The organism is Mycetocola manganoxydans, from assembly GCF_003667545.1.
Lineage (GTDB): Bacteria > Actinomycetota > Actinomycetes > Actinomycetales > Microbacteriaceae > Mycetocola_A > Mycetocola_A manganoxydans.
This window is the reverse complement of the sequence record NZ_RCUV01000008.1, coordinates 186,956-208,944: the sequence shown is the minus strand read 5'-3', so window position 1 is coordinate 208,944 and position 21,989 is coordinate 186,956. Positions and strand designations below refer to the sequence as shown.

At 66.7% G+C, this 21,989-nt stretch carries 23 protein-coding genes; 8 read left to right on the top strand and 15 right to left on the bottom strand.

Going from position 1 to position 21,989, the window contains the following annotated elements:
* Nucleotides 1-5: 5 nt before the first annotated feature.
* From D9V29_RS09105 to D9V29_RS09095, 3 genes are read right to left on the bottom strand one after another with little or no spacing between them, the layout of a single operon-like run.
* Nucleotides 6-833 carry an endonuclease/exonuclease/phosphatase family protein gene (locus D9V29_RS09105; RefSeq protein ID WP_121672998.1) on the bottom strand — a complete coding sequence of 276 codons (828 nt, stop codon included), beginning with the start codon at nt 831-833 and terminating at the stop codon, nt 6-8.
* Nucleotides 834-880: 47 nt separating this feature from the next.
* Nucleotides 881-1,450 carry a hypothetical protein gene (locus D9V29_RS09100; RefSeq protein ID WP_121672997.1) on the bottom strand — a complete coding sequence of 190 codons (570 nt, stop codon included), beginning with the start codon at nt 1,448-1,450 and terminating at the stop codon, nt 881-883.
* 12 nt (nt 1,451-1,462) lie between these two features.
* Nucleotides 1,463-2,614, bottom strand: coding sequence for a zinc-dependent alcohol dehydrogenase (locus tag D9V29_RS09095; RefSeq protein ID WP_121672996.1), 1,152 nt, complete (start codon nt 2,612-2,614; stop codon nt 1,463-1,465).
* Between the two features lie 106 nt (nt 2,615-2,720).
* On the opposite strand from D9V29_RS09095, the gene D9V29_RS09090 reads away from it, so the two are divergent.
* Genes D9V29_RS09090 through D9V29_RS09075 form a run of 4 tightly spaced genes read left to right on the top strand, consistent with a single transcriptional unit; the run spans nt 2,721 to nt 4,702 of the window.
* Entirely contained in the window at nt 2,721-3,452 is a 732-nt protein-coding gene (locus D9V29_RS09090; protein ID WP_121672995.1) for a DUF72 domain-containing protein, read from the top strand.
* 14 nt (nt 3,453-3,466) lie between these two features.
* On the top strand, nt 3,467-3,676 hold the full coding sequence (locus D9V29_RS09085) for a hypervirulence associated TUDOR domain-containing protein (protein ID WP_121673043.1): 210 nt from the start codon (nt 3,467-3,469) through the stop codon (nt 3,674-3,676).
* A 24-nt stretch (nt 3,677-3,700) separates the two neighbouring features.
* Nucleotides 3,701-4,162, top strand: coding sequence for a hypothetical protein (locus D9V29_RS09080; RefSeq protein ID WP_121672994.1), 462 nt, complete (start codon nt 3,701-3,703; stop codon nt 4,160-4,162).
* Between the two features lie 3 nt (nt 4,163-4,165).
* Nucleotides 4,166-4,702, top strand: a complete 537-nt coding sequence (locus tag D9V29_RS09075; protein ID WP_121672993.1) for a hypothetical protein — start codon at nt 4,166-4,168, stop codon at nt 4,700-4,702.
* A 132-nt stretch (nt 4,703-4,834) separates the two neighbouring features.
* Here the strand turns inward: D9V29_RS09075 and D9V29_RS09070 are convergent, their stop codons facing one another.
* Nucleotides 4,835-5,305, bottom strand: a complete 471-nt coding sequence (locus D9V29_RS09070) for an iron chaperone (RefSeq protein ID WP_121673042.1) — start codon at nt 5,303-5,305, stop codon at nt 4,835-4,837.
* Between the two features lie 191 nt (nt 5,306-5,496).
* On the opposite strand from D9V29_RS09070, the gene D9V29_RS09065 reads away from it, so the two are divergent.
* Both D9V29_RS09065 and D9V29_RS09060 read left to right on the top strand, forming a co-directional pair.
* Nucleotides 5,497-6,720, top strand: a complete 1,224-nt coding sequence (locus tag D9V29_RS09065; protein ID WP_121672992.1) for an MFS transporter — start codon at nt 5,497-5,499, stop codon at nt 6,718-6,720.
* Between the two features lie 15 nt (nt 6,721-6,735).
* Nucleotides 6,736-8,151: a YibE/F family protein gene (locus tag D9V29_RS09060; RefSeq protein ID WP_121672991.1), complete on the top strand. Its 1,416-nt coding sequence runs from the start codon at nt 6,736-6,738 to the stop codon at nt 8,149-8,151.
* Nucleotides 8,152-8,173: 22 nt separating this feature from the next.
* Here D9V29_RS09060 and D9V29_RS09055 read toward each other — a convergent pair whose 3' ends face one another.
* From D9V29_RS09055 to D9V29_RS09045, 3 genes are all read right to left on the bottom strand, one after another.
* Nucleotides 8,174-9,550, bottom strand: coding sequence for an FAD-binding oxidoreductase (locus tag D9V29_RS09055; RefSeq protein WP_220699943.1), 1,377 nt, complete (start codon nt 9,548-9,550; stop codon nt 8,174-8,176).
* Nucleotides 9,551-9,627: 77 nt separating this feature from the next.
* A complete protein-coding gene (locus D9V29_RS09050) occupies nt 9,628-10,773 on the bottom strand; it encodes an AI-2E family transporter (protein ID WP_121672990.1) in 1,146 nt (381 codons plus the stop codon).
* Between the two features lie 114 nt (nt 10,774-10,887).
* On the bottom strand, nt 10,888-11,409 hold the full coding sequence (locus D9V29_RS09045) for a GNAT family N-acetyltransferase (RefSeq protein WP_121672989.1): 522 nt from the start codon (nt 11,407-11,409) through the stop codon (nt 10,888-10,890).
* A gap of 202 nt (nt 11,410-11,611) precedes the next feature.
* Here D9V29_RS09045 and D9V29_RS09040 point away from each other — a divergent pair, with 202 nt between their 5' ends.
* Nucleotides 11,612-12,718 (top strand): M23 family metallopeptidase, encoded by a 1,107-nt coding sequence (locus tag D9V29_RS09040; RefSeq protein WP_183084966.1) that lies wholly within the window; start codon nt 11,612-11,614, stop codon nt 12,716-12,718.
* Between the two features lie 31 nt (nt 12,719-12,749).
* On the opposite strand, the gene D9V29_RS09035 is transcribed toward D9V29_RS09040, so the two are convergent.
* The 4 genes from D9V29_RS09035 to D9V29_RS09020 form a co-directional block, all read right to left on the bottom strand.
* Nucleotides 12,750-14,033 carry a coiled-coil domain-containing protein gene (locus D9V29_RS09035; RefSeq protein WP_121672987.1) on the bottom strand — a complete coding sequence of 428 codons (1,284 nt, stop codon included), beginning with the start codon at nt 14,031-14,033 and terminating at the stop codon, nt 12,750-12,752.
* 47 nt (nt 14,034-14,080) lie between these two features.
* Nucleotides 14,081-14,785 carry an HAD hydrolase-like protein gene (locus D9V29_RS09030; RefSeq protein ID WP_121672986.1) on the bottom strand — a complete coding sequence of 235 codons (705 nt, stop codon included), beginning with the start codon at nt 14,783-14,785 and terminating at the stop codon, nt 14,081-14,083.
* Between the two features lie 63 nt (nt 14,786-14,848).
* The gene (gene nucS / locus D9V29_RS09025; RefSeq protein WP_121673040.1) at nt 14,849-15,544 is read right to left on the bottom strand and encodes an endonuclease NucS; all 696 of its coding nucleotides are present in this window, start codon (nt 15,542-15,544) and stop codon (nt 14,849-14,851) included.
* 385 nt (nt 15,545-15,929) lie between these two features.
* Nucleotides 15,930-17,180, bottom strand: a complete 1,251-nt coding sequence (locus D9V29_RS09020; protein ID WP_121672985.1) for an MFS transporter — start codon at nt 17,178-17,180, stop codon at nt 15,930-15,932.
* Nucleotides 17,181-17,312: 132 nt separating this feature from the next.
* On the opposite strand from D9V29_RS09020, the gene D9V29_RS09015 reads away from it, so the two are divergent.
* Nucleotides 17,313-18,389: a LacI family DNA-binding transcriptional regulator gene (locus tag D9V29_RS09015; protein WP_121672984.1), complete on the top strand. Its 1,077-nt coding sequence runs from the start codon at nt 17,313-17,315 to the stop codon at nt 18,387-18,389.
* A gap of 6 nt (nt 18,390-18,395) precedes the next feature.
* On the opposite strand, the gene D9V29_RS09010 is transcribed toward D9V29_RS09015, so the two are convergent.
* The 4 genes from D9V29_RS09010 to D9V29_RS08995 are packed head-to-tail and all read right to left on the bottom strand — an operon-like array spanning nt 18,396 to nt 21,944.
* Nucleotides 18,396-19,496 carry an FUSC family protein gene (locus tag D9V29_RS09010; protein WP_121672983.1) on the bottom strand — a complete coding sequence of 367 codons (1,101 nt, stop codon included), beginning with the start codon at nt 19,494-19,496 and terminating at the stop codon, nt 18,396-18,398.
* A gap of 32 nt (nt 19,497-19,528) precedes the next feature.
* Nucleotides 19,529-20,095, bottom strand: a complete 567-nt coding sequence (locus D9V29_RS09005; protein ID WP_121672982.1) for a GNAT family N-acetyltransferase — start codon at nt 20,093-20,095, stop codon at nt 19,529-19,531.
* Between the two features lie 26 nt (nt 20,096-20,121).
* On the bottom strand, nt 20,122-20,769 hold the full coding sequence (locus tag D9V29_RS09000; RefSeq protein ID WP_121672981.1) for a response regulator: 648 nt from the start codon (nt 20,767-20,769) through the stop codon (nt 20,122-20,124).
* The gene (locus tag D9V29_RS08995) at nt 20,766-21,944 is read right to left on the bottom strand and encodes a sensor histidine kinase (protein WP_121672980.1); all 1,179 of its coding nucleotides are present in this window, start codon (nt 21,942-21,944) and stop codon (nt 20,766-20,768) included. Before D9V29_RS08995 ends, D9V29_RS09000 begins: the two co-directional genes overlap by 4 nt.
* Nucleotides 21,945-21,989 lie beyond the last annotated feature (45 nt).

The following is a 21,989-nucleotide window of genomic DNA, read 5'->3' as shown; positions in this document are numbered from 1 at the left end:
TCTGGTCAAACACCCGGTGACAGGCGAAGGCGCGCCTGCACGGGCTCGTGGTCGGAGGGCGCAGCCCCCCCGAAACGTGCCGCGTTGATGGCGACGGCCTCGACGTTCACCGACTCGGTGACGAGCATCCAGTCGATGCGTTTGCCGCCTTCCTTCGGCCTCCGGTAGCCCGAGTAGGTGCTCCACGCCGGGGTCAGTCGTGTGTTCGCCACCGTCCAGGCATCCTGCAGTGGCCCGCCGGTCAGGATTCGGTACGGCTCGGAGCGCACTCCCGCGTTCATATCCCCGAGGACGATCGCTGGAGCATCCGTCGCCTCGACGAGGTCGTTGAGCATGCGCGCCGACCTCACCCGCGACGAACGCGACAGGTGGTCGAAGTGGGCGTTGAAGACCGAGAAGCGGATGCCGGTGGCCACGTCGGTGAAATCGGCGGACACGACAACTCGCGGCAGCATGTTTCCCCACGACCGGGACCCGGGCACTCGCGGACTGTCGGACAGGGCCCGCTGGGTCCAGTCGTGAAGGGTGAGCCGGCGGGTATCGAAAAAGAGCGCGCACTGCTCGCCGTCACCGTCGGCATTGCGGCCGCGGCCGACCCGGCTGTAGTCGGAACCGAGCACGTCACTCACGAACTCGACCTGGTCGGGGAGGGCTTCCTGCGTGCCGAGGATTGTCGGCGACTCGCGCTGGAGCAACTGCGTGAGAAGCGGCTGCCTGCGCGTCCAGAGGTCGGGGCTGCGCGGCGGCACGTGGGCCATCCGCCGACGGATGTTGTAGGTCATCACGTGCAGATCCGGCGGATCGACCGGGCCGATCAGCGCGGCATCCGTCATCTGTCCAGCGTAGGGGCTGCGAGTGCCATGCGGTGTGGGGCTCGCGGTCAGCGTCGCCGGAACAGACCGCGGAGAACGGCGAAGCCGAGGGCTCCGGCGACGATCCACGGCCCGCCGACGAGGATCGGGTCGATCCACTGATGCTTCAGGTCGGCGCGGTTCTTGCCGACCCGGGATGAAAAGCCGTGGCGCGTCAACTCGCTGTGCACCCCGCTCTGAGTGATCGGATTGTCAGGGCGCAGCGTCGCAAAGGAGCGCAGGTGGCTCTCGACGGCGTCGACACGGTCGGAGGCGAGGAGGATCAGCCAGTGCGCAGCCTGGGCCTCGCTGTACTTCTTATAGGCGTATCTGCGCATCACCCCCGACAGCCCCTTCAACGGCGCCGTCGTGCCGAAGACCGGCGGCAGGAACTTGTGCTCGACCGAGCGCTCCCTGGGGTACTTCTCCTGCTGGCGTTCCGGGAAATCCCAGTGCGCGCCCGTCGCCCCGGGGTCGAAGCGTTCCCGTGGCACTGCCGGGCGATCCTTCGGGTCGAGGTCGGCACCCCAGCCCGGAATGCGGGCGCGCAGTTCCTCGTTGGACTCGCGGCGTTGTGGTCCTTCGGCGGTGTAGGGCATGTCCGTTCCCTTCTAAGCGGTCGCGCTCGGCACGATGACCGGCTTGATGCAGTCATCGAGCTTCGCGGAGAAGATGTGGTATCCCTCGGAGATGTGCTCGAGGGGGATTCGGTGGGTGACGATGTCGCTGGGCTTGAGGTACCCGTTCTGGATGTGCTCGAACAGCCGCGGCCACTGCCGTTTGGCCGGGCACTGGTTCATCCGCAGCGTCAGCCCCTTGTTCAGGGCGTCACCGAACTTGATGGCGCTGAACATGGTTCCGTACGCACCCATGACCGAGATCGTTCCGCCCTTGCGGGCCGAGTCGATCGCCCAGTTGAGCGCGACGGGGGAGCCGCCCTGGAGTTTGAACTTCGCGGACGTCACGTGCTGAATCACGTTGCCGTCTGCTTCGGCGCCGACGGCGTCGATCACGACATCCGCACCGAGATAGTCCGTCGTCTTTTTCATCGTGACGACGATGTCGTCGTGTTCAGCGAAGTTGATCGTCTCGGCGTGGGCGAAGGTGCGTGCTTTCTCGAGCCGGTACTCGAGGTGGTCGATGACGATCACCCGGCCGGCGCCCATGAGCCAGGCCGACTTCGCGGCGAAGAGTCCGACCGGCCCCGCACCGAAGACGGCCACCGTGTCGCCCTCGGTGATGTCGCCGAGCTGGGCTCCGAAGTAGCCGGTCGCGAGAGCATCCGTGCAGAGCAGAGCGTCTTCGTCGTCCATCCATTCGGGAATCAGGGAGGGCCCGACATCCGCGAACGGAACCCGCACGTATTCGCTCTGCCCGCCGTCGTAACCGCCGCACGTGTGGGAGTAGCCGTAGATGCCACCGACCGCTGTCGCATTCGGGTTGACGTTGTGACAGTTGGAGTAGAGGCCCCTGGCGCAGAAGTAACAAGAGCCGCAGTAGATGTTGAACGGCACCATCACGCGGTCGCCGCGTTTGAGGTTCTGGACGGATGAGCCGACCTCTTCGACGACGCCGATGAACTCGTGGCCGAAGGTCGTACCAACCCGGGTGTCTGGCATCAGGCCGTGGTACAGGTGCAAATCGGAGCCGCAAATCGCAGCGAGCGTCACCCGGATGATCGCATCGTTGGGGTGCTCAATCGCCGGGATGTCCTTCTCTTCAACACGGACTTTGTACGGTCCGCGATACACCATCGATCGCATCGGCATCCTTCCCTTGAGTTTGGGTTGAGAGGGTAAGCGTCACACCGGTCGTTTCGACGCGGCAAGGGCTTGTCTGCCCGGGGCACCCCGGCTATAGGTTGGGCCAATGGCACGCATCTCGATCGGAACCTCCGGCTGGAGCTACGACCACTGGGAGAATGTGCTGTACCCGGAGGGGCTCGCCCGCTGGCACCGCCTGGCGCACTACGTGGACCGGTTCGACACCGTCGAGCTGAACGCGAGCTTCTATCGCTGGCCGCGGGATGCGTCGTTCGCGAGCTGGCGAAACCGGCTTCCGCAGGGGTTCCAGCTCTCGGCGAAAGCGCCGCGCGGACTCACCCACGCGAAGAAGCTCTACGCGCCCGAAACCTGGATCGACCGGATCGCCCGGGCCTGGCACGAGCTCGGCGACAAGCGTGCGGTGCTGCTCGTGCAGTTGCCGCCGGGGATGCCGCGTGACGACGCCCGCCTCGACTATTTCCTCGGCCGGCTCCCGGACTGGATCCGGGTCGCCGTCGAGTTCCGCCACGACAGCTGGCACACCGACGACGTGTTCCGGTTGCTCGAGGCTCACGGCGCCGCGTATTGCGTGATGAGCGGGGCCCGGCTGCCGTGCATTCTGCGGGTGACGGCGCCGTTCGCGTATGTGCGACTGCACGGTCCTGACTCCGACTGGCTCTACGGCGGCTCGTATACCGACGACGACCTGCGATGGTGGGCCGATCGCATCCGTGAATGGAGCGACGGCGGGACGGATGTCTTCGCCTACTTCAACAACGACGGCGGCGGGAATGCCGTGAGAAATGCTGACACCCTGCGGCACTTCGTGGGGTGCTGAACAAGGAGGAAACCATGACGAATGAATTCAAGGTCGGCGACCGCGTGCGCTGGAACTCGGAGGGCGGGCAGATCGAGGGCAAGGTGACCAAGGTGCACACGAAGGACGTGGAGTTCATGGGCCGCACCCGCCGTTGCACCCCGGACGACCCGCAGTACGAAGTCACGAGTGACAAGACCGGCAACGACGCGATGCACAAGGGGAGTGCACTCACGAAGCTGTGACCACCGCGTCGATAAGCTGATCGCATGAGCCGATTCGGACCCCTCGAAGCCCGCGGCGATTCCCTCGTTCTCGGTGACGCCGGTGGTCACCATGCCGAGCTGACGGCATCCGCTCTCGTCTTGCGCGAGTACCGGGAGCAGCCCGTGTCGCTCGACTGGTCCCGGATCGAGGATGTCACGCTCACGGTGCCTGAGACACGGTTCCGGCTGCCCGGGCTCGCGACGACGGTCGGGCTCGGGATTCTCGGCACGATCTTCCACGACTGGGGCATCGCCGACGACATCGAGGACGGCACGCTGCGGGTCTCCGTGACCGGTGCCGATCCGGTCGTCATGCCGGTGACGCGGCACCACGTCGGCGGGTATTGGACCAGGAGCGTTCGGGCGGCGTCTGCGCTGCTCAGCCGGCTCGTGGCTGACCCGGCGGCACGGCCGATGCTCGCGAACCCCGAGCGCGTCGTGAAACTTCTCGCGTCAGGGCGATGACCGATGCCCGCCGCCGCTGACGAGGAACGGATCGCGCTCGAGATCCGCGCGCTTCTCGATCGGGCGGTCGAGCGGTTGTTCTCGGCAGAAGCCCGCACCGAGGCGCTCGCCGAATACGTCCCCGAGCACCGCGTGCTCCTCGTGCCGCGACCGGCGGTGCTGCGTTCGCTCGGCCGGGTGTGGAGACTCGGCGTCTTTCTGCTCGGAGCCGACGGCGCGCTGTATGAGACGGGGCAGACCACGCGAGCTCTCGAGCCGGGGCGCCCGGGTTACCAGTCCCAATCGGCTGAGCAGCGGCGCGCGTACCGGGCCGCGGCATCCCGGGGCAGGTTTCCGCTCGGTGAGACGGTGAACTTCGACGCTGAGCCCGTGGATCTGTCGGTTGCAGCGCTCGAGGCGTCGAGCGGGCGGTTGTTTCTCGATGGCGATCGGCCGCGAGTGCGGTGGAATCGGGCGGCGACCGACGCGGATGCCGTCGACCTCGCGTCGTATCTGGATGACCGGGTGGAGCTGCTGGCGAATCCGCCTGCTGGGGCGTGAGGGCGGCCGGCGGCGGACGGCGGCGTCGAGGGTCGCACGATTTACAGGAGATCGCAGGATTTACAGGATGCTTTCCGCGGCTTTCTCCTGCGAAACGTGCGATCTCCTGTTTTGCGTGCGCCGCGGCATCCGTCAGCCGACCGCCTTCTTCACCAGGTCGGCGAGAACCTTCTCATCCTTCTTGGTGAGGGTGGTCAGCGCGTAGGCCGTCGGCCACATCGAGCCGTCGTCGAGCGCAGCAACGTCATTGAAACCGAACGTCGAGTAGCGGGTGTCGAATTTCTGCGCCGACTGGAAGAAGCACAGCACTTTGCCGTTCTTGGCATAGGCCGGCATCCCGTACCAGAGCTTGGGCAGGAGCTCGGGGGCATTCTCGGTCACGATCTCGTGCAGCCGCTCGGCGATGGAACGCTCGGCGTCAGGCATCTCGGCGATTTTGTCGCGAACCTCCGCGTCCCCCTTTTCGCGCGCTTTGGCATCCTTCGCGTCGCGGCGCGCCTCCGCCCTCAACTCCGCCGCACGTTCCTTCATCGCGGCGCGCTCTTCGGCGGAGAACCCGTCATTGTTCTTCTGCTCGTCCGTGGCGGACTTCGCTGCGTTCATTTCCGGCTCCTCGCTCGGGGTCCTGATCGGATGCTGTGCTTCCCACGGTAGAGCGACGTGCCCGGCGGCGCTTCTCGAAATCTGATCGATGATGCGCGCGGCCGTCGAATAGGCTGGGCGAATCGCGCGCCGCACAACGGAGTCGTGCCCGCATCCTCTGCCCTCTCCCTTGACCTCGATCGGCGACGCCTGTGTCCTCTCCCACGACCGCACCGACTCCAACCGAAGCGCCGTTCCCCTGGATCGGCCTGCTCACGCTGGCCGGAGCCATCTTCGTCTCGGTCACGAGTGAGTTCCTGCCGACGGGACTCTTGCCGGACATGGCGAGCGAACTCGGCGTGAGCATCTCGACCGCCGGCCTTCTCGTCACCGTCTTCGCCGGAACCGTGGTCATTGCGACGACCCCGCTCGCTGCTCTCACCCGCAAGTATTCGCGCAAAAGCCTCGTCTTCGTTGTGCTCCTCGTGCTCGCGTTCGCGAACGTGCTCGCCGCCATTGCGCCGACCTACGAGATTCTCGTCGGCGCCCGCATCCTCGGCGGGCTTGCGCACGGCCTCTTCTGGGCCGTCGTCGCCGCCTACTCGGCCCACCTGGTGCCGAAGCACCAACTCGGCAAGGCGGTCGCCATCACCTCTGGCGGAGCATCCGCTGCCTTCGTGCTGGGCGTCCCCGTCGGAACCGCACTCGGCCACGCCCTCGGCTGGCGGGTGGCGTTCGGGATCATCGCCGCGATCGTCGTTCTCCTCGCGCTCGCGGTTCTCAAGTTTCTGCCGCCGGTCAACCACCACGTCGTCGTGAAGACGGGTGAGATCGCCATCCCGATGTACAAGGACCGCAGCATCCGTGGGGTCGCACTGCTCTGTGTGGTCATCGTCATTCTCATCACAGGCCAGAACACGTATTACACGTACATCGCGCCGTGGCTCGTCGAGGCGGCCGGTTTCCCCGAAACGTCCGTCGCGTTCCTCCTCTTCCTGTTCGGTGGCGCCGGGGCCGTCGGCCTCGTCCTCGCCGGTTTCGCCTCGGACCGCTTCCCCAAGCGCGGCTTCGCCTTCGCTCTTCTCGGCGTCATGACATCCGTTCTCGTCCTCGCGATCTGGTCAGAGAACCCGATCGTCGTCGTTGTCGCATTCGTGGTGTGGGGCGTCTCCTTCGGCGGACTTCCGGCCATGCTGCAGACCCGGATGCTCCACACCGCCTCGTTCAGGACGCGTGACCTCGCTGCGGCACTCCAGACCACGGCGTTCAACATCGGCATCGGCGGTGGCGCGCTGCTCGGAGGATTGCTGCTGGACCGGACCGGCATCGAGAACCTCCCCATGGCGCTCGTGCTGTTCATCGCTGCCGGATTCATCCTGCTGGTGGGAACAGACGCTCTCCGTTCCGCCCGCGCCCGCCGCGCCCTGCTGGCCTGAAAAACAGGAGTTCCCGTGGGGCACAGTCACTCGCACGACGACACAGTGCCTACCGTCGAGGCAGCAGCGACGAGACGCCGCGCCAATCGATTGCTCGCAGCGATCCTCATTCCGCTGACCCTGCTGACGATCCTCGGCATGGCGCTGCTTTGGCCGAGCGGCGCCGCTGACGACATCGAGGTCGGAAACCCGTACTCCGCTGCCGCAGGCGTGAACTTCCAGGTCGGAACCGTCGAGTCCCTCTCGACCTCCACCTGCCTCTACCCATCCGCCGGCGCTCCCGCCGATCAGCAGTGCACCGTCGCCCATCTCTCCCCGGATGCCGGCGGCGAGACCGTCGCGGTCGAGGTGCCTCCCGAGATCAAGCGTGAGGTCGATGTGGTCGCGGGCGACCGCATCCGTTTCCTTGACCTGGGAGAGCGGAGCGAGAGCGCGGCGGCACAGTATTCGTTCGTCGACTTCGTGCGAACGGTGCCGATGGCCCTGCTCGCCGCCATCTACGCCGCCGTCGTGATCCTCGTCGCGCGCTGGCGCGGACTCCGGGCACTCCTCGGGCTTCTCGGCGCGTACGTCGTCGTCGCTCAGTTCATCCTCCCCGGACTCGTCGAGGGCAAACCACCGCTGCTGCTCGGGCTCGTCGGGTCGAGCGTGATCATGATCGCGGTGCTCTACTTCGCCCACGGGTTCTCGGCGCGAACATCGACGGCGCTGCTGGGCACGATCTTCGGCCTCGTCACCACGTCGCTCGTCGCTGCGTGGGCGACGGGGGCCGCGAACCTGACCGGCCTCAATGACGAAGCCGACTACACGTTGTCATACGCGTCCGAGTCGATCTCACTCTCGGCCATCCTGCTCTGCGGGCTCATCATCTCCGGCCTCGGTGTGCTCAACGACGTCACCATCACCCAGTCGTCCGCGGTCTGGGAGATGCACGAACTCGCGCCCGAATCGAGCGCGCGCCGCCTCTTCGCCGGGGCGATGCGGGTGGGCCGTGACCACATCGCATCCACGGTGTACACGATCGTCTTCGCCTACGCCGGTGCCGCCCTTCCGCTGCTCATCCTGCTGTCACTGCAGGACCGGCCGTTCCTCGAAACCATCTCGAGCGGAGAACTCGCCGAAGAGATCGTGCGCACCCTCGTCGGCTCGATCGGCCTCGTCCTCGCGATCCCCGTGACCACCGGGATCGCCGTCCTCGTGGTCAAGGCGGTTGGCTCGGGTTCGTCGTCGCCGGTCGAGACGGATGCCGTCGACGCCGGACCGCGCGCCCCGTCCGTCTCGTGGGCTTCCGCGCTCCGTCCGAAGGTGACTGTCTCAGCTCCCGTCGACGGCTCAGCGTCGGACGGCGGTTCAGCACCGGACAGCGCGCCGGTCGCGGCGCCACTGACTCGTCGCGCCCGCAGGCAGCGGGACGCGGCAGCCGAGAGCTAGCCGGCGCGTCGGCCCGGCTCGGTCAGCCCGCGACAGGGCGGATGTTGTGGTTTCGCCGGAACAGATTCGCTGGGTCGTACTTCCGCTTGACCTCCACGAGGCGGGCAAGAGTGTCCGGAGGGTAGAGAAGCGCCGGGTCCTCGCCGTCCGGAGCGCTTGAGAATCCGGCATACGTGCCGGTGAGGTGCGGCTCGACCTCGCCCCAGAGGCCGCGTACCCGATCGGTGGCTTCTGCCGGTGTGTCCGGAGGGAAGAAGGCGACGGAAATCAGCAGAACCTCGCTGTCCCGGAAGCCGAACGCGGTCGCGTCATTCGGGACGCGCTGGAATGCCCCGGTGAGGCTCCGGATCATGAGCACCGATCCGCCCAGTTCCGTGTACATCCTCGCGACCGCCGCGATCGTGTCGTCATCGAAAACACGGGCGAACGCGTTGTGGCCGACGATGAGCATGCCCTCCGGAGGATGTGCTTCTTCGAGGAGGTCTGCGTATGCCCGAGAAGAGATGTCATCACCCTGGAACCCGGGCAGTGCCCGGAGCGGAGCGATTGCGGCGTCCGCTTCCGCAGCATCCGTAGCGGCGTACGCGACCAGAATCTGCACTCCGCCGGGCATGCCGGGGAAATCGGGCATGGCAAGGAATGTGGTGTTGAGCTCCTCGGGTGCGACGCGCATGACATCGCGCCACCCGGTCAGAGCAGTCGAGAGATCGTCGTCGCCGTAACGCAGGGTGCCCGCAACGACACCAGCCAGCGGGTGTGCTTCGAAGGTGAAGCTCGTGATCACGCCGAAGTTGCCTCCACCACCGCGGATCGCCCAGAACAGGTCGGCGTTTTCGTCGGAGCTTGCGCGGAGGTGCTCGCCGGAAGCGGTCACGACGGATGCTTCGACGAGGCTGTCGAGGGCGAGTCCGTACTGTCGCACCAACCAGCCGATCCCGCCGCCCAGGGTGAGTCCGCCGACGCCGACGCTCACCGTGTCTCCGGACGAGAGGGCAAGCCCTTTTGCCCCGAGCGTTGTCGCCACATCGCCCCACACGGCGCCAGCACCGATGCGGACGAGGCCGCTGTTCCGGTCGAGAACCTCGACCTCGTTCAGCCGCCGCAGGTCGATCACGAGACCGCCTACGTTGGTGCTGAATCCGCTGCCGCTGTGCCCGCCGCTGCGGACCGAGAGGACGAGGCCGTTGTCGCGCGCGAACGCGACGGCGAGCCGCACGTCCTCGGCATCCGCGACCTGGACAACGAGTGCGGGAGCGCTGGACTGCCCGTAGGTCGTTCCATAAACGGTATGCGCCGCCTCGTATCCGGGGTCACCGGGCAGAACGACCGCTCCGGAGGTGGATTCCCTCAGCACGGCGAGGGCGCGGTGGTCGAGGCCGGCAGTATCGAAACTTGTCACGGGTCTGCGCTCCGAGAGAAATCGAGGGGATTCTCCGTCGAGTTTTCTCCGCTCAGCTCCCGTGCGTCAAGTGGGTCTTAAGCCCCGCTCGGCGACGTCTTCGAGTCCTGCAGGGGGAAGACGACCTTCTGCGTGATGATGATGGCGGATGCCGCGACGGGAATCGCGACGAGCGCTCCCAGCACCCCGCCGATGGCTCCACCTGCGACCGCCGCGATGACGACGATCGCGCCGGGAACGGCGACGGCACGGTTCATGATCCGCGGGCTGAGGACGTACGCCTCGATCTGCATGTAGACGAGGTAGTAGATGCCGGCGATGAGCGCTGTGGCCGGCGAGACGAAGAGGCAGATCAGGGTATTGATGACGGATGCCGTCAGGGTCCCGACGAGCGGGACGAGCGATCCGAGGAACGCGATCATCGCCAGCAGGAAGGGGAGCGGAGCCCCGATGATCGACAGGAAGATGAGGCTCAGGATGCCGTTGGTCGCGGCGAGCGTGAGCTGGCCGACGACATAACGCCCGACGGCGCCGGTGATCTCTTCGGTGATCGTGGCGAACCCGACCCTGCGGTACTGCGGAACGAACCGGTACGCAACACCCTTCATAGACCGGAGGGACGCGAGGAAGTACAGGGTGAGAATCAGCACGATGATCGCGCCGGTGACACCGCTGGCAACTCCAGCGCCCACGGCAGCAAGCCCGCCACCGATGGCGACGAGGTTCTTCGGGTCGCTGACGAATTCGATGGCGTTGGAGAGGGCTTCACTGATGCTCAGCGCGCCACCGAACGCGGTCTCGAGGCCCTCGATGAAGTCGCTCGACTGGATTTCTTTCTGGAGGCGGGGGAAATCGTCGATGAGGTTCGTCGCCTGCTCGACGAGCACGGGAATGACGGCGAAAAGCAAGGCGGCGAAGAGCCCGAGCACGCCGAGAACGACGAGCGCGATGGCGACGCCGCGGTGGATCCGCTTCTCGAGCCAGGTCACGAGCGGGTCGAGGCCGAGCGCGAGAAACAGCGCGAGGCCGATGTAGATGAGCACGGTGCCGAGCTGACCGAGGATGCTCGCGATCAGCAGGGCGGTCAGCACGCCGATGCCGCCGACGAGTCCGATCCGGAACGCAGCGATGCTGAAGCCGGCGGCGCCGGCTCCGCGCTGGACGGCGACGTCCGGCTTCAGGTCGGCCTGGTCGATCTCAGCAGTCTGTTTTTTCTTGCGCATGGTCCCCACACCTCGGTCGAGCTGGGCAGCTCTCGGCGATCGCCTGTCTCTCATCGTGCCGCACGACGCCTGCTGTCGTCGTCGCCTCGCCGGAGGTGGTAGGCGAATCGGAGCTCAGCCGCCGTTCGAACGGCGAACCAGGCGAATCGCGGTCAGGTCTGTTCCCCTGTGCGCTTCTTCGTCGCGAACGCCGTCTGGGGAGAAACCGTTCCGCAGGTAGAACGCCACTGCTCGTTCGTTTTGCTCCGCGACCCAGAGTTGCGCCCCCTCATCCGGCCGCAGAATCGCGTCCAGCAACTGCTGGCCGATTCCGCTGCCGTGGCGGGAACGCAAGAGATACAGCATCTGAACCTCACGAGCCTCTGCTGGTTCGTGCCCGGGGTGTTCCCGCGTCAGGACGGGGCCCGCGGCGGCAAGCCCGACGATGCTGCCATCCTCCTCGGCGAGGACGAGGCGAAGGTCGCCGGCGTTGCGGCGCAGCATCCGTTCCCACATCCCGATCCGCCGGGCTTCGGTGGAGTGGTCCCAGAACTCCGGAGGAACGAGCGCTTCGTACGTCTCGACCCAGCACAATTGGTGCACGCGACCGAGCTCAGCAGCGTCTTCGAGAGTCGGTTCACGCAGGACTACGGTCATGGAAATCGACGGTACAGGGTGCTCACCCGAACTGGGAGTGTCCTTTCAGGGAGGATCGAGTACTCTCGGATGTACCCGAAAACCGGGCCCGGCAGCAACCAGGCCGCCGCCCACCCGAACATCAGCGTTCTTGACTACTGAGAAAAGTGCCGCAATACGGATGCTTGCCGCCGGTTCGAGAATGCCCCCGGAGATATTTGTGATGAGTGACGAGACCAGCCGAAAGCCAGACACGGCCAGCGGCAGCGACTCCACTCCCGATACTCCCGAAGCGCTTCCGACCCGTCGGAGCCTGCGCAACGCACGGTCCGCTGCAGCGACCGGCGTCTCCGAGACCGTAGAGGTCATTCCGGCGGCAGGAACGCCCGATGAGCCCGCGATTGTCGTCGAGATCGAGGCTGCGGCGAACCCGGTCGCCCCTGAACTCCCCGCTCCCGAGATCCCCGTCGCCGCACCCGCGCCGACCCGGGCGCGACTGGCAGCACGTGTCGCCGCGACGCCCCCGACGACATCCGCCCGGTCCGTATCGCGGCCCTCGCGCTGGAAGTCGATCCGGTCCATGCTCATCGTCGCGATCGCTGTTCCGGGAATCTTCGGAACCGTCGCTCTCCCTGCCTATGCATTCACGAGCGAGGATTCCGCCGCGATCGCGCCGATTCACGACACCGGCGCCCAGTCGCTGACCGTGGCCAACTGGAGCCGCCCCGCTCTCGCTCGTGACGGCTACTCAGCCACCTCCGCCGAGGAGCTTCGCGCAGCCGAAGCAGCGAAGGCTGCAGCCGAGGCAGCAAAGCAGGCCGCCAAGCTCGCCGCCGGTCGCGGAGGTTCGTCCGGAGCCTACGTCTACAACGCCAACGACACCGACCTGTCTGCGTTCCTCGCCACTCGCAGCAGCACCTGGATCAAGCCGCTCAACGCCGGTATCTCGTCGCACTACGGCCCACGCGGACTCATCTGCAACGGTGCCGGATGCTCCAACTCCTTCCACGACGGCGTCGACTTCGGTGCCGGTTGCGGCACCCCGATCAAGGCGGTCTCTGCCGGCCGGGTCACCTTCACCGGTTCAGGCGGAGCGTACGGTCAGCGCGTCATCGTCGACCATGGCGGTGGAGTCGAGTCGATTTACGGCCACGTGCAGAGCGGATCGTTCAAGGTATCGGTCGGCCAGCTCGTCGAAGCAGGGACCGTCGTCGCGAGTGTCGGTGCCACCGGCGTCGTGAGTGGTTGCCACCTCGACCTCAAGATCCGCCTCGGCGGCAACTTCACGAACCCGGTGCCGTACATGGCCGCGCGAGGCGTCAACCTCTAGGTTTCGGCATCGCACGACTGTGGCGTGCGGATCAGCGCTTGTATGGAGCGGTCCTGGGGCCTGCGTCATAGCGGGCGAGAGCATCAGCATCCTGAGCGAGTCGCGACACCCTGCGAGCGATGTCGAGCGCGTCGACCGGGTCGTCGGCCGCCTGGGCGAGGGCCAGCTGGCGTTCCGCCTCCGCGAGCCGGGTGCGAGCATCCGGGCCCACGCGTGAGCGGTGCTCGGCGATGAACGTCGCGGCGACATCGAGGTGGCTGCGGGCGGAGAAAAGCGCACCTCTCAGTGCTTCACGTGCCGATTCGATACGCTGCTGGCGGCTCCGAGCGCTCGAGAGAGCGGCGTCGAGCCGGTCTTCGGCCTCGCGGAGGGTGTCGAGCCGGTCGAGCGGATCGGGCAGCTCCGTGCGGTCGCTCGCGCGGGTCAGTGCCGCCGTGGCGAGATCGATTCCGGCTGTGAGCTCGTCGACGGCTTCGGGCACTTCGCTCGCGTCCCGACGGCGTCTCGCGTCGTCGACCGTCGCCTGAACGCGGGCGACGGCAGCGGCGAGCTCGGCTGCTGCGGCGTCGAGTCCTGATGCCGTCCGTGACACACTGTCGAGCGCGTGCCGCGCGGTGAGGAGGTGCTGCGAGGCGGTGTCGAGAGCCTGGGCGGCGCTCTCGCGTGCGGATACCCGGAGCTCCGCCTGGGCGAGGGCAGCGCGCGCGGCCGCGAGGGAGTCGTGCGCGCGGCCCGTGGCATCCGACACCGCGATGAATGTCCCGGGAGCGTAGCTCGAGGCCAGCCGTTCGAGGATCGGCCCGGCTTCCTCGACGCGCTTCTCGGTTGCGTCGATCGACCGCCGCAACTCAGCGACGAGATCGGGAGCGTTCCGCTCCACGGCGCGCCGTTCGTCGAGCTGCCGGGTGTGTTCGCTCAGGGTGCGGTCGACCGACGTGCACAGCTCGAGAATGCGTGAATTCCAGCGCCGGCGCTGCGATTCGCTGTCGGGAACGGCGTCGGCGAGCTGCTGGTGAAGCTGGAAGGCCTCTCGCAACTGGTCGCGAGCGGATGCCACGGCGCGCGCGAAATCGGCGGCAGCGGCCTCCCCGAACTGCGCCGAGGCGAAATCGACCTCGTCCTCGGCGGACCGGACGAGGTCGTCAGTGCGCACGAGCGCGACTCCCGCCTGCTGCTCGAGGGCGGCCAGGGTGTCGTGGGTCCCGGTTGCGAGTCGTCGGCGTCGTGCTGCCGTCACGCGCACCATGACGAACACGGCGAGACCGGCCGTGCCGAACACGATGAGGGACGGGAGCCACCAGAGTCCGTCAGTCATGGCATCCAGCCTATGGGCCAGCGGTGGGATCTCGCCGAGAGCCGGTCTCAGCCCAGAAGCAGTTTGGAGAGCTGGTCGGTCGAGTGCACGACGGCCATGGCGTGGGTCGCTTCAGCGGGGGAACCGTAGCCCCACTCGACCATGATGGTCGGGATGCCGTGGACGGCTGCGCCTTCCACGTCGTGGTGGCGGTCACCGACGAGCACGCTGTGGGTGGTGTCGATGCCCTGGGCGTTGAGGCGCGTGATCGCCTCAGCGATGACATCCGCTTTCGCGCTGCGGGTTTCGTCTTCTGACGCGCCGCAGATGATGGTGAAGTACTCGCTCAGCCCGAAGTGGTCGAGCACGGCGTGGATCTGGGACTCCGGCTTGCTGCTCGCGATCGCCGTCGGGATGCCGCTTGCGGCGACCTGCTTGATCAGGCCTGCCATCCCCGGGTAGACGGCCGAACCCGACCAGGGGCCGTCCTCGTCCGAGATGGAGCGGTAGACGAGCAGGGCGTCGAACGCCTCGGTCGGCGTCATGCCGGCGCGGAGTTCGAGTGACTCGAGCATGGGGGGCCCGACCCAGTGGAGCAGTTCCTCTTCTGAGGGCACCGGCAGGCCGAGCGCTGCGAACATCTTCGCGAGGCGTGCGGTGATGCCGGGTGCTGAATCCGTGATCGTGCCGTCGAGGTCGAAGAGGATCGTCGACCAGGTGCGGTTGACGACGATCGATCCCGTGCTCGTCAGTTCAGGAGATGAAATAGACATAGGAACTCCATAGTAGGCAGTTTGGCGATCCACTCGACAATTCCCGGCGGAACCGGGCACTCATCAGAACAGTCGACCGTCTGCGTTGTCAAGGCCTCGCATCGCGTCGTAATCGAGCACGAGGCAGCGGATGCCGCGGTCTTCGGCGAGGGTTCGCGCCTGTGGCTTGATCTCCTGGGCAGCGAAGACTCCCCGAACTGGGGCGAGGTGAGGGTCGCGGTTCATGAGCTCGAGGTACCGGGTGAGCTGCTCGACGCCGTCGATGTCTCCGCGACGTTTCAACTCGACGGCGACGGATGCCCCGGCTTCGTCGCGCGCAAGAATATCGACCGGTCCGATGGCGGTCATGAACTCACGACGCACGAGCGTGTGTCCATCACCGAGAAGCTCGATCTGCTCGGCGAGGAGCTTCTGCAGGTGAGCCTCGACGCCGTCTTTCTGCAGTCCGGGGTCGACGCCGAACTCGTGCTCGGAGTCCGAGAAGACCTCGTACACCGACACGATGAGCTGGTCGCCCGTTTTCGCGTGGGTGACTTTCCAGAGTTGCGTGATGCCGGCATCCGTCTGGTCTTCGTCGGGTTCGACGACGCTCAGCGTGCATGGCGGGCTCATCCAGTTGAGTGGCTTGTAGCTGCCGCCGTCGGAGTGCACCAGAAGGCTTCCGTCGCTCTTGAGCATGAGCAGGCGCGTGGCGAGGGGTAGGTGAGCGGAGAGCCGACCGGCATAGTCAACGGAACACTTCGCAATCACCAAACGCACTCGACGAGTGTAGCCCGGGATGTCTGTGAGCCAGCGCCCCGGGGAGGTCGCCGGGACGTTCACTTGTCGCTAACGCACCGTTTTCGGGCGGTTTGGCGCTCGTTAGTGACACCTGAACGGTGCGCGGATGCCGCGGGGCGCGTTCGTCGGTCCGGTATGTCGGGTTTCGGCCCGCGTTTCGGGCATAAGGGACCGATGAACCGGCGCCATGCGGGGCGGGCGCGTTCATCGGTCCGCTATGTCGGGTTTCAGCCCGCGTTTCGCGCATAAGGGACCGATGAGCCGGCACAGGATGCAAGCGTGCCGCGCCGCTCAATCCGCTCGAGAGCGAAGCTTCGCTTCGCGCTTTCTGATTTCGACTGTCGCGGCAAGCGTGCCGCGCCGCTCAATCCGCTCGAGAGCGAAGCTTCGCTTCGCGCTCTCGCGCAGCGGGGGAGGCCAGCCCGGACAGCACCACGAGCACGAGCACGACGAACAGGGCGTTGAGCAGACCGACGGCGTCGCCGAGGAGTCCGATCAGCGGCGGACCGACGAGGAACGCCAGGTATCCGATCATCGCGACAGCACTCACGCGCGCCGCAGCATTCTTGCCTTCAGCGGCAGCCGACATCCCGAGCGGGAACCCGAGCGCACTTCCGAGGCCCCAGAGTGCCGTGCCGAGAATGATGAGCCAGAGGTCCGTGCCCAGAATGAAGATCAGCAGACCGGCCATGGCCGATACAGCCGATACCTGAAGCACTCTGACGCGACCGAAGCGGTCGATGAGCGGGCCGCCGGCCACACGCCCGACGGTCATCGCCGACACGAACACTCCGAACACGATCGCACCGGTGGGCTCTGACAGCCCGTGTCCCTCGACGGCGGCGAGGGCGAGCCAGTCGTTCGCGCTTCCCTCGGCGAAGGCCATTCCGAGCATGATCACGCCGATGAGGATGAGCCGCAGGTCTGCCCACACCGAGAGGTTGTCCTTGAGTCGTGCCTTCCAGTCCGGCTTGCTTGCGTGCGGTGCCGTCTCGTCGCCCAGCTCCTCGCGCACCGGGACGAACCGCACGGCAATGACGGCGGCGACGGCGATGATCACCGCCATGGCGATGGCGTGCCAGGCCACCCCGATCTGCAGAGCGGATGCCGCGGCACCGATCCCGGCTCCGATCACGGTTCCGAGACTGAAGCACGCGTGCATCAGCGGAAGCACCGTCTTGCCCAGCTCGGTTTCAGCAGCAGCGCCTTCGACGTTCATCATGACGTCGACACTTCCGTTGCCGAAGCCGAACAGCGCGAGGCCGACGAAGACGAGCACAGGCGAGAACACGATGCCGGCACCGATTCCGATGAGGACGAGTCCTACGGCGACGAAGCTCAGGGAGAGGACCATTCCGGAGCGCGCGCCCATCCGGGCCATCAGCCAGGCCGAGGCCATGAGCCCGAGGATCGAACCGGCGCTCATTCCCAGAATGAGGATGCCGATCGACCCGGTCGTGACGTCGAGGTTCGCCTTGATCTCCGGCAGCCGCGCCGCCCAGGTCGCGATGCTCAGGCCGGAAAGCGTGAAGATCACGAAGATAGCGTTTCGCCAGGCGGCGAGCTCATTGCGAGGACGAAGAGCGGATGCTGCGGGCACGAGAGGGGAGGTCATGTCACTTCGAATGTCGGTTCGCGGAAAAGGAAAAGAAGCCGAATCGATTCGAGCCGACGTCGCTAAGCTAGCCGAGACCACCCATTACGGTCAAGGCGCACCAGCGCCGCGGCCCACCACACCGGGGAGCTCATGAATCGCGACCGAGCGGCATCCGGCGACCGGACAGAGGCCCGCCCGACTCTCGCCGCTGTTGCGAGTCGGGCCGGAGTATCTCCGTCGACGGCGTCGCTCGCGTTCAGCGGGCACGGGCCGGTCTCGGACGATACCCGCGCCAAGGTTCTCGCCGCGGCCGCTGAACTCGGTTATGGCGGCCCGGACCCGCTCGCGCAGTCCCTGCGTCGGGGTCGAAGCGGCATCATCGGCGCGCTCATTCCCGCGCGAATCGGGGTCTCGTTCCGCGATCCCGTCCTGATCCAGACCCTCGACGGACTTGCGGAGGAGATCAGTGCGATCGGTGCGGGCCTGCTCCTCATCCCCGACGTGAGCGACGGGCAGCTGAGTGTGAAGGATGCCCCCGTCGATGCCGTCGTCCTCGTTGGCTGCAACGTCGACACGATCTCGACGCTCGACCTGCTGCGGCGCCGCAACATTCCGATGGTGCAGATCGAAGGGGAAGAGGATGCCGCGGTCCACACGATCGGCGTCGACAACCGGGGCGGTGTCCGCCTGCTCGCTGAACATCTGAGAGAGCTCGGCCACACTCGCGCAGCGATCATCACCCTCCCGATTGACCGGGACAGCACACCGGGTCCCCTGACCGCCGAACGCGAAGCCGCAGCAACGGTCAGGGCAACCCTCGAGCGCATCGCGGGTGCCAGAAGCGTGTTCCCAGGCATCGGCGGGCGAATCGCCTCCGGCAGCAGGAGTGATGCCGGCCGTGAAGCAGCCCTCGTGCTCCTCGACGTGCCCCCCGCCGATCGCCCGACCGCGATCCTGGCGCAGAGCGATCTTCTTGCCGCCGGCGTCCTCGCCGCGGCGGAGGAGCTGGGGCTCCGGGTACCGGAGGATCTCAGCGTCGTCGGATTCGACGGCATCCGTGTCGAAGGTCTCGAGCGGTCACTGACGACGGTGTGGCAGCCGTCACAGGGCAAGGGTGCTGCGGCCGGCCGCGCGATCGTCGAGATGCTCGCCGGTGGGTCGCCCGAGCCGGTGACGTTTGACGTGCGCTTCCAGCCGGGTGACACGACGGGGCCCGCACCGTCCTGAGACGGGCTACGTCTGGGTGACGTCAGCCGACTCTTCGATGATCGCGAGGATCCGGCGCAGGTCCATTGCGACGGATGCCGATGGGCTGAGCGACGACGGGTCCAGGTCGCGCTGCGCGTCAAGCGCTTCGAGGAGAACCCGCAGCGATTCGTCTGCGGCGGCGACGGCTTCGTCGATGGAGTCACCGGCGTTGCGCAACCGAAGAACCTCGGCGACAGCGTGGACGGTGTCGCTCATCGGCTTCCGGAGAGATTCGGGCAGTTCGGCCGGGATCGGCCCGTCCCAGATCGCGGCCGCGAGAACCTTGCCGAGGCTCCGCACGTGAAAGGTGATCGACTCGAGGTCTGCGAGGTCCTGGTAGTCCTTCTCGAGGTCCCGGCGGTGGAGCCTGGCCCGCGGGTTGAACTTGCGGCTCTCGTCGGCGTGGCCGACGGCACCACGCACCCGGTCGGCCGTCTCGGCAAGCGTGCCTGCCCGGTTCGCCCACTCCTCGTGCTCGGGTGGCCAGCTCTCGATGAGAGCGTTGCTGATGTCGTCCAGGTGGTTGGCGAGCTCGGAACGGAACTGGGTGAGCTGGAGCACGGCGGCACTGAAATTGAGCGGAGGGAGAACGAGGGTGTTGACGAGGAGCCCGACGGCGATCCCCACGCTCATCTGCACCAGGTAGCCGATGGAGTACTCGTCGGCGTTCTGCCCACCGATGATCAGCACGAAGAGCGCGGCGACGGGGACGTACTCGCCGCCTGTTGTGAGGTAACGGCTGCCGGCGACGAGCATGCCTGCACCGACGACGAGCGAGATCGTGATCACGTTGGGTGAGGAGAAGATGATCACCGCACCCGCGAGAACGATTCCGATGGCGAGCCCCGCGAGCGTCTCGGCGCCCCGTCGGACCGAACTCATCAGTGTCGGCGACATGCTGATCAGGGCACCGAGAGGGGCGTAATACGGGTACTCATCGGCAACACCCGGAACGAGAGGTGCCACGATCCAGGCGATCCCGACCGCGACAGCGGTCTTCACCGACAGCAACAACCGGGGGTGAGTGAGCAACGCCTTGATTCGCGTTCCGGTGCGGACGACCGCCGTTGGGGGAGCTGGTGACATGACCTCATCATCACAAACGAGCGCCGGGAAGCCTATTCGCCCAGTTCGTACTCCCGGTCGAGCATCGCGTAGACGCCGGTGTCCTCCCACGCGCCCTTCACGAGCATGTCTTCCACGAAGTGCGCCTCTTCGCGCATCCCCAGTCGCAGACACAGTCGAACGGATGCCGCGTTCTCCGGGGTCAGCGTCGCGATGATCCGGTGTGCACCCATTGTCTCGAAGCCGAGAACGAGCAGTGCCTGGGCCGCTTCGGTCGCGTATCCCCTGCCGGCGACGTCGGGGTGGAAGACCCAGCCGATCTCGAGCGTGGAGAACGCGGCGTTGTCGACGGTGATGTACATCTCGCCGATCAGTGGTCCGCCCTGCAACGGCTGCACACCGAGCTGGAGATAGTCACCGCTGGACTCGAGTCGCGTGTGGCCGGCGTTCTCCGCGATCTTGGTGGCGACGGTGTCACGATCGCGCGGAGCGTAGAGAAGGTACCGGCAGACATCCTCACGCGATTGCCACGAGTGCACCGCGTCGACGTCCGCGTCGGTCTCGAGGCGCAGCATCAGCCGCTCGGTCAGGATCGGCTCGTGGAACTCAAGGACGTGCATGCCTCATGGTACGGCCGGACCTGGACTCAGAGCAGGCCGAGTTCGAGGGCGAGCGTCACCGCGCGGGTGCGGTCGGAGACGCCGAGCTTCTCGAACACGTGAAGCAGGTGCGTCTTCACCGTCGCCTCGCTGATGAAGAGGCGGCCGGCAACTGACGCGTTGCTGTTACCCGCCGCAACGAGGCGCAGCACATCGAGTTCCCGCTCACTGAGGCGGGGCCGGGGAACCGCTGCATCCTGCCGCATGCGCGAGACGAGTTTCGCGGCGATGCCGGGCGCGAGCACCGTCTGTCCGCCGACGACACTGCGGACGCCCGCGAGGATCTCTTCCTGCGGCGCTGCCTTGAGCAGGTACCCGCTCGCACCTGCCTCGATCGCGCCGAGGATGTGGTCGTCGGTCTCGTACGTCGTGAGAATGAGAACGCGGGTGCCTGGCACCGTTTCGATGATGCGCGCGGTCGCGGCGGCGCCGTCGAATTCCGGGCCGTCGGCCACCGGCATCCGCAGGTCCATCAGCACGAGATCCGGCGTGAGCTCCTGGGCCAGCGCGACCGCCTCTCGACCGTTGGACGCTTCGGCAACCACGTCGATGTCGTCGGCGAGTGACAACAGCCCAGCGATCCCTGATCGGACGATCGGGTGGTCGTCGGCGACGATCACACGGATGCCCGTCATCGCGACGTCTCCCTCACGAGCGGGATCGTGACCTCGAGCCGCGTCCCTGTTGACGTGGCGGATGCGGCGTCTGAGATCCTCAGTTGCCCACCGACGAGTCCGACCCGATCGCGCATGCCGGAGAGCCCGAAGCCGTGCTCGATCGTGTCGCGGAGTTCACCGAGCCCGCTGCCGTCGTCCTCGATCGTGAGGGTGACGGCATCCGCGTGCTGTTCGATGGTGACGGATGCTGCGCCCGCGTTGGCGTGCTTGCGCACATTCGCGAGGCCCTCCTGGGCGCAGCGGAGCAGGACGACTTCGAGATCGCGGGGCAGGGTGATCGCGTCGATGTGGGCGGTGACGATCACTCCCGTCTCACGCCGGAACCGCTCGGCGAGTCGGTGCAGGGTCTCACCGAGCGACGCGTCGTCGCCGGGAAGCCCGGCGTTGACAGCGACGAGGGCTCGGGCCTCGCCGAGGGCCTCCCGCGCCGTGGACTCGATCATCTCGAGCGTGGACTCCGCCGTCGGTTGTTCGAGCCGAGCGCGCTGGGCCAGCATCACGACGCTCGTGAGGCTCTGCGCGATCGTGTCGTGGATCTCGCGGGCGATGCGTTCCCGCTCGGCGGTCGCCCCGGCATCCCTGCTGAGCAGTTCGAGTTCACCCTGGGCGGCCTGCAGGTCCACGAGCAGGCGCTGCCGCTCGTCACCGTAGGCGGCGATCTGGCTGATCCAGAGCCCGAGGGCGAGACTGAACCCGAGCGAGAGCCCGCCGACGAAGATGCCCTGGACGATACCGTCCTGGCCCTCCCTCAGGCCGATGACGAAGCCGACGGCGATGACGGCCGCGGCTCCGATATTGGCGAGGACGGCCTGCTTCGTCGAGAGCGACACCACCCACAGCAGGGGGAAGATGAAGATCTGGGCGGTGATGACGTTCGGTTCGAACGCCGATCCTGCCGCGACCGTGAGCGCGAGCAGGGTCTGGAGCGAGAGGGATGCGGCGAGCGTCGGCCGCGGGTTCAGTTCCTCGGCGCCGATGAGCCGGCGGCCGAAGGCGACGTAGACGACAATAAGCGTCGCCAAGGCTGCCCAGGCGCCCCAGCGCCCGATTCCGTCATTCACCGATGCGACCGTTATGCCCACGATGAGGACGGTCGCAACGAGGGCGAGGTCCCACCACTTCGGACTGGTCACGAAACTACTCTCTCGTACTTCTCATCGATGGGTTGTGCCGGGTGC

What these genes read in the sequence shown, in the direction of transcription:
- D9V29_RS09105 (WP_121672998.1), bottom strand. Translation starts at nt 833, where the DNA reads ATGACGGATGCCGCGCTGATCGGCCCGGTCGATCCGCCGGATCTGCAC.
- D9V29_RS09100 (WP_121672997.1), bottom strand. Translation starts at nt 1,450, where the DNA reads ATGCCCTACACCGCCGAAGGACCACAACGCCGCGAGTCCAACGAGGAA.
- D9V29_RS09095 (WP_121672996.1), bottom strand. Translation starts at nt 2,614, where the DNA reads ATGCGATCGATGGTGTATCGCGGACCGTACAAAGTCCGTGTTGAAGAG.
- D9V29_RS09090 (WP_121672995.1), top strand. Translation starts at nt 2,721, where the DNA reads ATGGCACGCATCTCGATCGGAACCTCCGGCTGGAGCTACGACCACTGG.
- D9V29_RS09085 (WP_121673043.1), top strand. Translation starts at nt 3,467, where the DNA reads ATGACGAATGAATTCAAGGTCGGCGACCGCGTGCGCTGGAACTCGGAG.
- D9V29_RS09080 (WP_121672994.1), top strand. Translation starts at nt 3,701, where the DNA reads ATGAGCCGATTCGGACCCCTCGAAGCCCGCGGCGATTCCCTCGTTCTC.
- D9V29_RS09075 (WP_121672993.1), top strand. Translation starts at nt 4,166, where the DNA reads ATGCCCGCCGCCGCTGACGAGGAACGGATCGCGCTCGAGATCCGCGCG.
- D9V29_RS09070 (WP_121673042.1), bottom strand. Translation starts at nt 5,305, where the DNA reads ATGAACGCAGCGAAGTCCGCCACGGACGAGCAGAAGAACAATGACGGG.
- D9V29_RS09050 (WP_121672990.1), bottom strand. Translation starts at nt 10,773, where the DNA reads ATGCGCAAGAAAAAACAGACTGCTGAGATCGACCAGGCCGACCTGAAG.
- D9V29_RS09045 (WP_121672989.1), bottom strand. Translation starts at nt 11,409, where the DNA reads ATGACCGTAGTCCTGCGTGAACCGACTCTCGAAGACGCTGCTGAGCTC.
- D9V29_RS09040 (WP_183084966.1), top strand. Translation starts at nt 11,612, where the DNA reads ATGAGTGACGAGACCAGCCGAAAGCCAGACACGGCCAGCGGCAGCGAC.
- D9V29_RS09035 (WP_121672987.1), bottom strand. Translation starts at nt 14,033, where the DNA reads ATGACTGACGGACTCTGGTGGCTCCCGTCCCTCATCGTGTTCGGCACG.
- D9V29_RS09030 (WP_121672986.1), bottom strand. Translation starts at nt 14,785, where the DNA reads ATGTCTATTTCATCTCCTGAACTGACGAGCACGGGATCGATCGTCGTC.
- D9V29_RS09020 (WP_121672985.1), bottom strand. Translation starts at nt 17,180, where the DNA reads ATGACCTCCCCTCTCGTGCCCGCAGCATCCGCTCTTCGTCCTCGCAAT.
- D9V29_RS09015 (WP_121672984.1), top strand. Translation starts at nt 17,313, where the DNA reads ATGAATCGCGACCGAGCGGCATCCGGCGACCGGACAGAGGCCCGCCCG.
- D9V29_RS09010 (WP_121672983.1), bottom strand. Translation starts at nt 19,496, where the DNA reads ATGTCACCAGCTCCCCCAACGGCGGTCGTCCGCACCGGAACGCGAATC.
- D9V29_RS09005 (WP_121672982.1), bottom strand. Translation starts at nt 20,095, where the DNA reads ATGCACGTCCTTGAGTTCCACGAGCCGATCCTGACCGAGCGGCTGATG.
- D9V29_RS09000 (WP_121672981.1), bottom strand. Translation starts at nt 20,769, where the DNA reads ATGACGGGCATCCGTGTGATCGTCGCCGACGACCACCCGATCGTCCGA.